Raw genomic sequence first — 13434 nt, 5'->3', positions numbered from 1 at the left:
GGTCAGGCCCGCATGGTGCGTGCGGTCGTGCCGAGCTGTGCGGGCAGGATTCGGTAGGCCTGACGTACCCATTCGCACAGCATCGGACGGGTGTCGCGGGGGTCGATGACGTCCTGGATTCCGAACCTTTCCGCAGTTCGGAACGGGTTCTCCACGGGTTGGAACCGCGCGTAGAGTTCGGCACGGAGCGCGTCCGGGTCATCACTTTCGGCCAGGGTGCGCCGGTAGGCGGCCTCGACGCCGCCCTCGATGGGGATCGATCCCCAGTGCGCCGTCGGCCAGGCGAGGCGCCGGTTGATGCTGCCACCACCTATCGGCCCGTAGGCGGCGCCTGCCAGCCCGTAGGCCCGACGCACGAACAGCGAGAGCCAGGGGACGCGAGCCTGCTCGAGGGCCATGGCCGTCCTGATGCCCTTGCGGAGGGTGCCCTTCTGCTCGGCGTCGCGGCCGACAAACGTCCCGGGCTGGTCGATCAGGTTCACCACCGGCAGGTGGAACGTGTCGGCCATGTCGACGAACCTGGTGATCTTCTCCGCGGAATCGACGGTCAACGATCCGCCGAGCCACCTGGGATCGTTCGCGAGGACCGCCACGGTGTGACCGTCGAGACGGGCGAGCATCGTGATCTGAGACTGTCCGAAATACCGTCCGATCTCGAACAGGCTGCCGTCGTCGAAGACCGAGGCCAGCAGCGTGCGCATGTCGTACGAATACTGCTTGATTTCCGGGATCGTCGTGGACAGGGCCTCGTCACGACGATCCACCGGATCGGCGCAGGCCCTCACCGGAGGGAGCTCGTGAACGCTCGACGGAAGGTACGACAGGAATCGGACGACGTCGTCGAGTGCCTCGAACTCGTCGGCCGCCTCGTTGTCGACGACGCCCGATGCACGCGCATGCACACCCGCGCCGCCGAGCTCGGCGTTGGTGACGTCTTCGCCCACCGCCTTCTTCACGACTGCCGGTCCACCCGCGAACAGGTAGGAACCCTCGGCGGTCATGATCGATAGGTGACTCGCGCACACCCGGACCGCGCCGAGGCCTGCGGCCGCGCCGAGCGCGACGCCGACGACGGGAACTGTGGCCAGCAACTCCACCATCGGCCAGTGCGGGTATCCCGGAATCTTGGTGGCGGACATCTGCTCGAGGAGGTTGACGCTCCCGCCGGCGGTCTCGACCAGCCGGATCACCGGCCACCGGTACGTCAATGCCAAACGCTCTACGTACTGCCATTTTTCGGGGTTGGTCGCCTCCGACGATCCCCCTCGGACTGTGAAGTCCTCGGCGACGACGATGACGTCCCGACCGTCGATCTTCGCCTGCCCGCACACGACATTCGACGGTTCGACCGAGATCAGTTGCCCGCGTTCGTCGTAGCGGGCCGATCCGGTCATCATGCCGATCTCGCGCCACGATCCGTCGTCGACGAGCCGTTCGATGCGTTCGCGCGCCGTCAGTCGGCCGCGCGCGTGTTGGCGCTCGATCTTGTCCGGGCCGCCCATCGCCAGAGCGAACTCACGGCGCTTGGCGATCTCCGCTTCGAACCACGGCCGGCCAGTGCTGTCCGCTGCGCTGGTGCCGACGGTCAGGACCGGGGCCGCCGCTCCGGATTCGATCTGGGTCATGACGAGATTTCCTTCTGTCTGGGATGACGGTCAGCGAAGCGCAGCGGCCGGCAGTACGTCCGCGAGGTGGGCGCGCACGTGGTGGGTGGAGCGGGCCACGAGGACGCCCGCATCGGCGAGCGCTGCACACTTTTCCTGCACGGTGGCTCCGTCGGCGCTGCGCGGCGCGTGCCCGAACGGCAGCGTCGTCGGGAGGGAATCTGCGGCACGCCCGGCCACCATCGCGATGACCGGCACGTCGATTCGTCCGTCTGCCACCGCGACTGCCAGGTCGATTTCCTGGCCGCCGGACGGTTCGCCGAACACCACCACAGCACGGGTGTTCGGGTCACTCGCGGCGAGTTCGACTCCTTCGGTGAGGGTCGTCCCGACCGCGGGCGTGCCGCCGATGGACATCTGCACGCTGGTTCCCCATCCCCAGTTGCGCATCAGCATCGCCAGTTCGGAGGCCATGCCGCCGCTGCGGGAGACGATGCCCACCGAGCCGGGCGCGAATCGCTGCCACGGTTCGTTACCGCCGGGGCAGCCGATTCGGCCCACGCCGGGGACGACGACACCTTGGGAGTTCGGGCCGATGACGTGGCAGTGGTGCTCTCGCGCGACCGCGAGTGCCCGGAGCCAGCGATGCTGCGGGATGTTCTCCGAGCTGACCACGATCAGTTCGACGCCCGCCTGTGCGGCTTCGACGACCGCATCCGCGGCGGCGTGCGGCGGCGCGTAGCTCATCGCGACCCGGGAGTCTGTCGCCGCCACGGCCTCGGCGACGGTGTCGAAGACCGGCACGCCGAGCACCGCGGAACCCCCCTTGCCGGGGGTGACACCGGCGGCCACGTCGACACCGGAATCGAGCATCCACCGCGTTTCCAGCTGCCCCTGCCTGCCCGTGATGCCCTGCACGAGAAGACCTGAACGGGCTTCGAGAAGCTCACGAATCATCGGACGAGTCCTTCCAGTTCCTGCGGCGACTGCTCCATCGCGGTCAGCAGTAGGTCGCATGCGTCTTCGACTGAGGCCGCGCGATCCAGGACGAGAGCCCCGGGCAGACGCCGACGGAGGACGGCGTGCGCCTCCGCTTCGTGTGGGCCGGCCAGCCGGACGACGGTCGGCACCCGTGTGGAGTCGAATCCGGCCCGATCCGCGGCAGCAGCGAACTCGACCGCCACGTCGCGGGCATCGGCGAGACTCAGCACGGCGCCGCCGAACAGCACCCCGCGAAGCCCGGGGACGGAGAGCGCCGAACTGAACAGCGTCTGCAGCTTCGCGCTACCGGCACCCGGCGACGCGTCGAGGTAGCAGGCGGGACGGATACCGAGGTCGGTCAGGTAGTCCAGGGCGAGAAGCCCCGCACCGCCGCCGGTGATCATGCAGGCGACGTCGCCGTCCAACTCGAAGAACTTGATGCCCGCCCTATTCGGTTCGGCGGCGTCGGCCTCGCGGACTGCCAGTTCGCGTGGGGTGGGTGCGCGGTCCACGACGGGGTCGGCATCCACCAGTGCCGACGGACGGAGTGCCTGTGCGTCGGGATGACCGTGGGGGTCGAATTCGACCGCCACACCGACGGCGACCAGTCGCTGACCGTCCCAGCGGAACGGGTTGACCTCGACGAGGACGGCCTCCGCACTGCAGAAGGCGGTCCAGAGAACCTGCAGCGCATCACCGATCGCACTGCGCAACCGAGGGTCCGACACGGCGGCCCGGTCGAGCAGGTCGGCGACCGCGTGGTCGTCGGGGCCTTCCGCCAGGCCGACCGTCACGGCAGCCGCCTGGTGCGCATCGAATCCGACTCCACCGGTGGCGGCGGCGCGCACGACAGCACCACGAGTCGTCTCGTCCAGGGCGATGGAGAGGTAGCACTCCTCGCCCTCGACGAATTCCTCCACCACCGCGGGCGCACCGCTCCGAAGAGTTGCGGTGACGGCGGAGGACAGCTCGTCCCGGGACCTGCAGATGTGCACGAGGCCGGCGAGGCCCTTGCCGCTGCCGGCGATGTCCGGCTTCACGACCCACGGCGGGCCGAACGCCGGCCCGCCCGGCAGAAGTTCGTGCTCATGCGTCACGACGACCAACTCGGGCGTCGCAAGGCCGACCCTGCGCAGCCATGGCATTGCGGCGCTCTCAGTGGCGCGGGGCATCGCGTCTCCTTCGTTTGGGGCCCTCCCCGGGCCTCTCGATTCGTTTCCCAGTGTGATCCGGGTAACTGATTCACGGAAGTGAGCGCAGGCGACCAGGGTGATTGCCATCATCGATCACTCGGGTCTAGGGTCGCGGCATGAGGTCGGAGCAGATGCGCTATCTGGAGGCCGCGATCCGCCTCGGTTCGCTGCGCAAGGCCGCTCAGGAGGTGGGCATCGGGCAGCCGACCCTCAGCCAGCAGATCCGGCGCCTCGAGGAGGACCTCAATGTCGTCCTCTTGATCCGCCGCGCCAACGGGGTTCTCCCCAGCGCGGAGGCCCGGATTCTGCTACCGCACATTCGGCAGGTGTTGCAGGCCGATCGCGCGCTCCGCGAGGAGGCGGGGCTGATCAACGGACTGCGCAGCGGCAGCGTGCGCCTGGGTGCCGTCACCACGGCCAGCCAGATACTGCTACCGAGAGTGGTTCCGCTCTACCGGAACTCGTTCCCCAACGTGCGCTTCTCGGTGTGGGAATCGGGGTCCCAGGGTGTGCGCGACAGCGTGACGAACGGCGAACTCGACCTCGGACTCGTCGTGAGGGCCAACGACCCGGCCTCCGACGCCAGCCTCACCGCAACCGATCTGATCTCCGACGAGGTCGTGCTGTGCGTGTCCCGGCGACATCCTCTGGCCGGCAAGTCGACAGTGGGAATTCAGGACCTCGCCGGCCAGTCCTGGGTGGTGTCCGCGCACGGTTTCGCCCTGCGGGAGTTGGTGGACACCGCGTTCGCACCGCCGGCACAGGACATCGTCTACGAGACGACGAACCCGCACACGAGCCTGCTCATGGTCGCGGCCCGGGTGGGCATCGCAATGCTGCCCCGGCACACGCTCCGCGACCACTGCGCCGACGAAGTTGTCACTCCGGCAACGGAATGGAATCCGCCTCAGTTGACCGTCTGCATGATCAGGCGGGCGGACACTCAGCCGGCACCGGCCGTGCGCAAACTCATCCAGGCTTTACGCGAGGTCAGCGCGGACTGGTCACGCGACCATCCGATCACCAGGTAACTGATCGCGCCATCGCCAGGGGATCATGCAGTCGCTTCTCGCCCTGATCTCACCCTTCGCCCTGCGATTCCACGACCCACGCCGCGATCTGCGCACGTGAATTGAATCCCAGCTTCGTCAGGAGATGTTCCACATGCCCCTGTGCGGTGCGGGGCGAGATCACCAGCCGAGCGGCGATCTCCTTGTTGGTCAGCCCCTCGGCGATGAGGGTGGCAACCTCACGCTCCCGCTTCGTCGGTGCAGGCGACGGACCGGCGGACGTCGGAGAGGGCGAAATCTGCTCGCCCAGCGCGTAGGCGACGGCTGCGTCGAAACCGAGTGCCGTGCCCCTTCTGCGGGCCGCGGTGAAGGCCTGCTCACTCATCGCCTCTCGGGTCCGGCGTTCGCACTCGTCCTGGTACACGCTCAGGCCGGGCACCAACACCGTCGAACTGCCCACCGACCGGGTGAACTCGTCTGCGGCGCCCAGCAATACGACCGCGCGTTCCATGTCCTGTTCCTCGGCGGCTATCCATGCGAGTGCCTGCAGACACACACTGGCATTGAGTCGATCGTTCACCCGACGCTCGACTCGGAGCGCCTGCCCGAGGAGCTGGACCGCTCGTGCTCTCTCCCCGAGCCGCCACACCGCGACGGCCAGCGCCCACAGCGAATACGACCGATACACCGATTCGCCCTGCGCCTCGGTGATCGCGAGGACGCGCTCATGGCATTCGATGGCTCGTTCCGTGTCGTTCACGAGGTCGTGCGTCATGCCGAGGCCGACGACTGCAGCCACCTCGTAAAGGTCGTTGCGTGCCGTGAACCCTCGGACGGCCTTCTCGAGGTGTGCGCGGGCGTCGGGGAGGCGCCCCGCGAACAGTGCCGCGTATCCGAACGCGTGGTCGGCGTGCGCACGCACCAGCGGGTCGGTTGCCTGAGCGGCGACCGCCTGCGCTTCCTCCGCCAGCGTGTCCGACACGGGAATGTCGCCCTGCACTCCGGCCAGCACACTGGCGGCGTAGAGCGCCTTGACCCGATCGCCGGTAGGCTCGGCCGGTTGTCGAGCCAGGAGGCGACCGAGCCATCGCCGACCCTCGCTGAGCAATCCCCGGGACAGCCAGAAGGGGTACAGTGCGGCAGCGATCCGCAGTCCCGTTGCGGGACTGTCGGACACGCAGAAATCCAGCGCCTCGCGGATATTCGGTTGTTCCCGACCCAGTCTGGAGATCAACGCGAGCTGCCGGGAGCTGATCCATTCGGTTTCCGCCTCGACCGCCAGCCGCTCACACCAGTCGCGGTGCCGACGGCGAAGCGCGATGTAGTCGCCGTTCTCCTGCGCCTTTTCCCGTCCGTAGGCGCGGACGGTCTCGAGCATTCGGAACCGCACCGCGGAACCCGACTCTTCTCTCGTCAGGATCGACTTGTCGACGAGGAACGTCACGGTGTCGAGGAGGTCGTCTACGTCGTCACCATCGCAGACCTGTTCCGCGGCCTCGAGTTCGAAACTGCCCGCGAACACCGAGAGCTGCGCCCACATCCGTTGTTCCGCAGGGGTGCACAGGTCATAGCTCCAGTCGATGCACATCCGCAACGTCTGCTGCCGCGAGGGCGCGTCCCTGCTGCCGCGAGTGAGCAGCAGGTAGCGGTCGGTGAGGCGCTGCAGGATCTGGTCGGGCGTCATCGCGCGAAGCCGGGCCGCCGCCAGTTCGATCGGTAGCGGCAGCCCGTCCAGCCGCTGACAGATTCGGGCGATGGTGACCTTGTTCTCCTCGGTCAGCTCGAATCCCGGGACTACGGCGGCGCCGCGTTCCGCGAAGAGAGTGACCGAATCGTTGCGGGGCAGTCCTTTCGGCAGGTGGTCGGGATCAGGGACGGGCAGCGGGGGAATCAGAAGCGCTGTTTCCCCGCCGATTCCGAGCGGTTCGCGACTCGTCGCGAGAATACGCAGCCGAGGGCACACGCGGAGCAGGATCTCGGCAAGTTTCGCGGCCGCGGCCACCACCTGCTCGCAGTTGTCCAGCACGAGCAACACTTCACGCGGGGCAAGGAACTCGACGAGCACCTCGTGTGAGGGTCGGGCAGACTGGTCGCGCAACCCCAGTGCGGCCGCCACGACCCCGGCCAACAGCGAATCATCGAGCAAATCAGCCAGTTCCACCAGCGTCACACCGTCGGAGAAGTTTCGTTGCGCCTTGGCGGCTGCGCGTAGAGCAAGCCGGGTCTTTCCCACCCCGCCGATTCCGGTCAACGTCACCAGCCGCGACGTCGACAACAAGTTCGTCGCCTCGGCCAGTTCCGTGCGGCGGTCGACGAAACTGGTCAGCTCCAGCGGAAGTCCACCCGTTCGGCCCGAATCCGCCGGTGACCACGACGGCCGGACTGACGCTCCGCCCTGCACCGCGGCCGGTTCGGTGTGCATTGCCATCTCGTCGACCGGGAAGCCGTGATGCAGTTGGGATTCGCGCAGTTGCCGACCCAGTTCCACAGCGGAGGGGCGAGCGCCGGCCTCGGAGGACATGGCACGTTCGATGACAGCGCTGACCCCCTCGGAAATGCCGTGTTCGCGCGGGTTGGGAACCGGCTCGGACGTGATCCTCAGGAACTGTGCCACCAATTGCTCACCGCTTCGCCGTTCGAACGCCGCATGACCGGTGAAAGCAGCGAACAGGGTGGCGCCGAGGCCGTACACATCGGCGGCCGGACTCGGGGACTCACCGGCGACCACCTCGGGGGCGGTGAACGCCGGCGAACCCGTGACGACGCCGGCCGTGGTTTCGAACCCACCGGCGATGTGAGCGATGCCGAAATCCGTCAGCGCAGGCTCGCCGTAGTCGGTGATCAGGATGTTCCCGGGCTTGACGTCGCGGTGCAGGATCCCGAGGCGGTGCGCGGCCGCCAGCGCGCCGGCCATCTTCACCCCGAGTCGCAACGCTTCGTTCAGCGGGAGCGCTCCGTGACGCCGGATCCGCTCGTCGAGCGACCCCTCAGCGTGGTACGGCATCACGATGAAGGGCCGGCCGTTGCCGGTGACATCGGCGTGGAGAACAGTGACGATATTGGGGTGACCGGTCAGCCGGCCGGCCGCACGCTGCTCACGCAGGAACCGTGCCCGGTTCTCGTCGTCGAGGTCTGCGGTGAGGACCTTGACCGCCACGGTGCGGTCGAGCGCAGCCTGCGTGCATCGGTACACGACGCCGAAACCGCCGCGGCCGATCTCCTGGGCATCCTCGAATCCGGCCGCCGCCAACTCCGCCGTGACCGAACCGGACACGTCGCGTTGCGTCGCGAACGGATCGACGTCCGTCATCGACTACATCGATTCATCCCGCTCGAGGCACTGCCGACGAATGCCACACTGCTCACCTCTCGACGATGTACCCCAGGATATCGCCGCGCCGCACCGCTGCGAAGTCGATGAGAATGGTGAACACGGGGTTGGCTGGACGGCCGAAGGCGAACCGGGTGGCTCGGAATGAGCCACCCGGTCGCTCTCAGCTCGTGCGCTGGCGCGCACGTCATGGTCGTTATCGAAGCGACCGCAAGCCCACGCGGAGCTCGTTTACCAAATGCTGGGGCTGCTCCCAGGCGGCGAAGTGCCCGCCCTTGTCGAGCTTGTTGAAGTGGATGAGGTTGGGGTAGGCCTTCTCTGCCCAACTGCGCGGTGCCTGATAGAGCTCGTCGGGAAAGACGCTCACGGCAACCGGGATGGAGACGCTACCGGCGGCGAAGAACGGGGCCTTGTTCTCCCAGTAGAGACGAGCCGCTGACAACGCCGTGTTCGTCAGCCAGAACAGGGTGATGTTGTCGAGTACATCGTCTCGCGTCAGGCCTTCGGGCTGTCCCGCGAAGACCCGCGAGATCAGCGCCAAACTCGCCGGGTCGTGGTCGATCATGAAGGCGGCCAGACCGACGGGCGAATCCGCCAATCCGATCAGTGTCTCCGGCCGCGATCCCATCTCCACGGCGTAGCCGATGTGCTGATAGAAGAATGCCAGCTGGTCGCACGCAGCCTGTTCGTCGTCGGACAGATCGGCGGGCACGGGATGCCCGGTGAGGAGCGCCTGGTCGATCTCGGGTGGAACCACCTTGGCCATGTTGGTGTGAATGCCGAGCAGCTCCGGCGGCGCCTGCACCGCCATCGCCTCAGTCACGATCGCACCCCAGTCCCCGCCCTGTGCCACGTACCGGTTGTACCCGAGGCGCTTCATCAGCTCCACCCAGGCACGTGCGATGCGGTCGGGGCCCCAGCCGGTCGTCGTGGGCTTGCCCGAGAAGCCGTAGCCGGGCATCGACGGAATCACCAGATGGAAAGCATCCGACGCGTCACCACCATGGGCGGTGGGATTGGTCAGGGGGTCGATGATCTTCAGCTGCTCGACGATCGAACCGGGCCACCCATGTGTGACGATGAGCGGCAACGCATCCTCGTGCTTCGAGCGGACGTGAATGAAGTGGATGTCCAATCCGTCGATCTCAGTGATGTACTGCGGCAGAGCATTCAGCTTCGCCTCGACCTTGCGCCAGTCGTATTCCGAGGCCCAGTACTGCGCCAGTGCCTTGCTCGTCGCGAGCGGTGTGCCCTGCGACTGATCTGCGACGGTTTCCGTTTCGGGCCACCGGGTGGTCTCGATGCGCTCACGCAGTGCCTCGAGTTCGGAGTCGGGGAACTGGACTGTGAACGGCCGGATGGTGACGTCGGTTGTGAAAGACATGTAGGTTTCCTTGCTGTGTCGGTTGTTGGTCGAGAAGGGTTTTCGTTGGATTGGCGCCTGCATTCGACGGTGCGACCGTCTACCTCGGGGTGCTGCTTTCCCAGCCGTCGAGGATCTCGTTGCCGATGGTGATTTCGGCGCGGCGGTCCCGCCTCTGGTCGCGTTGACGGTCGTGCCGGCGCTGCTGCGGCATGGTGTTGTCGTGATCGCGGGGGATGTCGTGGCTGGCGACGGCGGCGAGGGGGCTGGGCGCCGGTGTGCTGGTGGATGCGGCCGCGACGCCGGCGGGGATGACGGCGAGTGCGGCGGCGGCGACTCCGACGGTGGCGAACCGCTTCCAGGAGGTGCTGGTGGTGTGTGTCCTGGTGTGGTGTTGGTGTGTGCTGTTCATGCCGATAAGACTCGCAATTGCGCGGCGAGTGGGACGGCGAAGATCTACGTGCTTCACTACCCGCATTTCCTACGCAGGTATCCGTGGGGACCAGCGAGGCCCTCGATGAGTTCAGCCCGGGTCCGCACCCAACGCAGCGGCGGCACTGCCCGAACTACGGATTTCGGGACTCGATGCTCTCCTCGCGGGCGATCCAGGCGGCAAGCTGCGCGCGGGATCGATGTCCGGTCTTCGTGAGGATGCGATCTACATGTCCTTCTGCGGTACGGGGCGAGATAACCAACCTTTCCGCGATCTCCTTGTTCGTCAGTCCCTCGGCCACCAGCTTTCCCACTTCTTTCTCACGAGGTGTGAGTTTCACCTTCGCTGCAGGAGTGGCCGCCGCTGCGGGCTGGGACGTGCGCTTTTGCAACGCGAATTCGATCGACGCGAGGTGTTCGAGACGCTCACCGGCCCGGGATTCTTTGTCGAACGCAGAGTCACCCAGCAGCTGACGGGTGCGTTGTTCGTAACGAGTCCGCGTGCGGATCAACGTGTCGTTTCCGAAGAGTGGAGCGCTCCCCATCTCGCCGCACAGTGTGCGCCCGATACCGAGCAGGCGGGCGGAACGGACAGGGTTTGCTTCCTCGATCGCGATCCACGCCAGAATCTCGGTGCATGTGCTCACGCCCAACCAGTCACTCAATGACTGCTTCAGCTCGAGCGCTTCTTTCAACGAGTCCGAGGCTTGCGGGTACTTGCGCTGGGTCCACAGGGCAAGTCCGCGGGCCCACAGCGCCCATGACGTCGAGAAGTGCTCCTTCAGCGACCTACCTGAGGCGATGGTGTCGTCCGCCCAGGCAAGGGATTGTTCCAGGTTTCCGGACAGGCAATGCACTAAAGCGAGCTGAGCGCCGCCCAGCAGTGTCAGGGAATTGACCTCCCCAGACTCGGCATGAAGTGCCATGCCGGCAGTGAGGTACTCCAGTGCGACGTCGAGATTTCCGTTTCCGAGCATCTCCGCCGCACCCCGGAACTGAACTGCAAACGCCTGGGCGGTTCGATCACCGATCGCTTCCGCGACGGCGCTGCATTCCAGCAAATACTGTTTGGAGGTCGGGTTGTCGCCCTGAACCATGGCGTTCCACGCGATCACCCAGAGCGCTTTCGCCCTCTCGCTGCTCGGCTCCCGGTCTGCCTCCAAGGCTCGGGTCAGCCAGTACCGCCCGTCGCGCAGCAGGCCACTCGCGTTCCAGAAGAACCACAACGCACCCGCCATCCGAAGACCGGTTCGGGCCTCCCCGGGGGTAGACAGGCAGTACTCCAGCGCCGCCCGCAGATTCGCCCGCTCGTGCCGCAAACGACGGTTCCATACCAGCTGCCCTGACCCCAGTGACTGGCTCTCGCTGTGTTCGGCCAAACGCAGGAAGTAGTCTCGATGTCTTCTGCGCCACGCATTCTCGTCGCCGTGCTCGGCAAGTTTCTCGGCCGCGTAGTCCTTGATACTTTCCAATAGTTTGTATCGAACTGTGGATCCGGATTGAACGGTGGAAATGACCGACTTTTCGACAAGACTGGAGATCAGGTCAAACGCGTCCGGAACGATGTCCGGATCGGTGCACACGCTCTCGACCGCGTCGAAATCGAATCCGCCCGCGAAGACGGACAGCCGTGCCCACAGGACTTGTTCCTCCGGCGAGCACAGATTGAAGCTCCAATCGATGGCGCCACGCAGCGTTTGATGCCGTACCGGTCCGCCACGGTTTCCCCGCGTCAGAATTTCGAAGAGTGCGCCCTCGCGCGACAGGACGCGGTCGAGGGGTAGGGACCTGATCCGGACCGCTGCGAGTTCGATCGCCAGAGGGATGCCGTCCAGCCGCTGGCACAGGCGGGCAACCTCCAGGCGGCTCTCGTCGTCGAGGGTGTATCCGGGGACGACGGACGCAGCGCGTTGCTCGAAAAGATCGACCGCCTCGGAATGAAAGCTCTTGGCGTTCTGCCCGTCGGCGAGCTGAGCTTCGTCGGGGACCGGCATGGGGGGTACCTCGAACACGGTCTCACCCAGCACACCGAGAGGTTCCCGACTGGTTGCCAGGATCTCCACACGGTCCGACCGCCGAACAATCTCGGCGGCGACGCTTCCGCTCGCGTCGATCAAGTGCTCGCAGTTGTCCAGGACGATGAGTGCATGTCTTCCATCGAGGAATTCGAACAGGTAGTGACTACCGTCCGCATTCATTCCGTCTCGAATGTCGAGCGCCTCGGTAATCGCACTGACGACAAGGTCTGGAGTGGAGATCGCGGCGAGATCCACAAACCAGACGCCGCCGGTGTAGGTTCTGCGCACTTCCGAGGCGACGCGGCACGCCAGCCGGGTTTTCCCTACCCCACCAAATCCGGTGAGGGTCACTATCCGGGAATCCGACAGACGCGCCTTGACTGCAGCTACTTCATTGCGGCGTCCGACGAAACTTGTCACTTCGCGGAAGAATTCGTGTGCATGGGAGACGAGTTGGTGAGGCGGCGGCACCATCACGTCCTCCTTCGGCTGCACGGCTCCCGCTTCGGCGTGCAGTGCCATCTCGTCGACGGGAAAACCGTGGAGGCGTTGAGATGCTCGGAGTTGCTGACCGAGTTCCGTGGCGGAGGGACGGCCCTCCGAGGTGCCGGACATGGCACGTTCGATGATCGTGCTGACGTCCTCGGGAATGCCGTGCTTCCGCGGGTCCGGACCAGGCTCGGCGGCAATCCTCAGGAACTGGGCCACCACCTGCTCCCCGCTACGGCGTTCGAAGGCAGCGTGACCGGTCATCGCAGCGAACAACGTGGCACCGAGGCCGTACACGTCGGCAGCAGCACTCGGGGATTCGCCGGTCACCACCTCGGGGGCAGTGAACGCCGGCGAACCCGTCACGACGCCGGCGGTGGTTTCGAACCCGCCGGCGATACGGGCTATGCCGAAATCCGACAGTGCCGGCTCACCGTAGTCGGTGAGCAGGATGTTCCCGGGCTTGACGTCACGGTGCAGGATCCCGAGGCGATGGGCAGTCTCGAGGGCACCGGCCATTTTCACCCCGAGTCGCAGCGCTTCGTCGAGCGGGAGCGGTCCGTGGCGGCGGATCCGCGTGTCGAGTGAGTCCTGGGCGTGGTACGGCATGACGATGTACGGCCGACCGTTGTCGGTGACGCCCACATGGAGGACATTGACGACATTGGGGTGCCCGGTCAGCCGGCCCGCCGCGCGTTGCTCGCGGACGAAACGTTCCCGATTCTGCTCGTCGAGGTCGGCGGTAAGGACCTTGACCGCCACAGTGCGGTCGAGGGCCGCCTGGGTGCAGCGGTAGACGACGCCGAAACCGCCGCGGCCGATCTCTTGTGCGTCCTCGAATCCGGCAGCCGCCAGATCGGCCGTGACCGAACCCGACGCGTCGCGTTGCGTCGCGAAGGGATCGTCGTCGGTCATCGACCGGACCGATTCTTCCGGTCCGAGCCACTGTCGAAGAAGTGCACCACCGCTGGCCTCTCGAGGAGATACCCAAGGATATCGCCGACGCCCCCCAT

At 66.3% G+C, this 13434-nt stretch carries 8 protein-coding genes; 1 reads left to right on the top strand and 7 read right to left on the bottom strand.

Features of this window, described 5'->3' with window-relative positions; translation table 11 throughout:
• Positions 1 to 2: 2 nt before the first annotated feature.
• From ACNJ7E_RS11185 to ACNJ7E_RS11175, 3 genes are read right to left on the bottom strand one after another with little or no spacing between them, the layout of a single operon-like run.
• A complete protein-coding gene (locus ACNJ7E_RS11185; RefSeq protein ID WP_280779418.1) occupies positions 3 to 1625 on the bottom strand; it encodes an acyl-CoA carboxylase subunit beta in 1623 nt (540 codons plus the stop codon).
• 30 nt (positions 1626 to 1655) lie between these two features.
• Positions 1656 to 2561 carry a succinate--CoA ligase subunit alpha gene (locus ACNJ7E_RS11180; RefSeq protein WP_283333230.1) on the bottom strand — a complete coding sequence of 302 codons (906 nt, stop codon included), beginning with the start codon at positions 2559 to 2561 and terminating at the stop codon, positions 1656 to 1658.
• On the bottom strand, positions 2558 to 3757 hold the full coding sequence (locus ACNJ7E_RS11175; protein ID WP_418339874.1) for an ATP-grasp domain-containing protein: 1200 nt from the start codon (positions 3755 to 3757) through the stop codon (positions 2558 to 2560). Before ACNJ7E_RS11175 ends, ACNJ7E_RS11180 begins: the two co-directional genes overlap by 4 nt.
• A gap of 137 nt (positions 3758 to 3894) precedes the next feature.
• Here ACNJ7E_RS11175 and ACNJ7E_RS11170 point away from each other — a divergent pair, with 137 nt between their 5' ends.
• Complete coding sequence (locus ACNJ7E_RS11170; protein ID WP_280779415.1) at positions 3895 to 4809, top strand: LysR family transcriptional regulator; 915 nt, start codon at positions 3895 to 3897, stop codon at positions 4807 to 4809.
• 49 nt (positions 4810 to 4858) lie between these two features.
• On the opposite strand, the gene ACNJ7E_RS11165 is transcribed toward ACNJ7E_RS11170, so the two are convergent.
• The 4 genes from ACNJ7E_RS11165 to ACNJ7E_RS11150 form a co-directional block, all read right to left on the bottom strand.
• Positions 4859 to 8098: a protein kinase domain-containing protein gene (locus tag ACNJ7E_RS11165; RefSeq protein ID WP_418339873.1), complete on the bottom strand. Its 3240-nt coding sequence runs from the start codon at positions 8096 to 8098 to the stop codon at positions 4859 to 4861.
• 217 nt (positions 8099 to 8315) lie between these two features.
• Positions 8316 to 9503 (bottom strand): epoxide hydrolase family protein, encoded by a 1188-nt coding sequence (locus ACNJ7E_RS11160; protein WP_280779413.1) that lies wholly within the window; start codon positions 9501 to 9503, stop codon positions 8316 to 8318.
• 79 nt (positions 9504 to 9582) lie between these two features.
• A complete protein-coding gene (locus tag ACNJ7E_RS11155; protein ID WP_418339872.1) occupies positions 9583 to 9894 on the bottom strand; it encodes a hypothetical protein in 312 nt (103 codons plus the stop codon).
• A 154-nt stretch (positions 9895 to 10048) separates the two neighbouring features.
• A complete protein-coding gene (locus tag ACNJ7E_RS11150) occupies positions 10049 to 13336 on the bottom strand; it encodes a protein kinase domain-containing protein (protein ID WP_418339871.1) in 3288 nt (1095 codons plus the stop codon).
• Between the last annotated feature and the right edge of the window lie 98 nt (positions 13337 to 13434).

This window comes from Rhodococcus mengyinensis (genome assembly GCF_048381435.1).
GTDB lineage: Bacteria > Actinomycetota > Actinomycetes > Mycobacteriales > Mycobacteriaceae > Rhodococcus_F > Rhodococcus_F opacus_D.
This window is presented reverse-complemented; position numbering and strand designations above follow the sequence as displayed.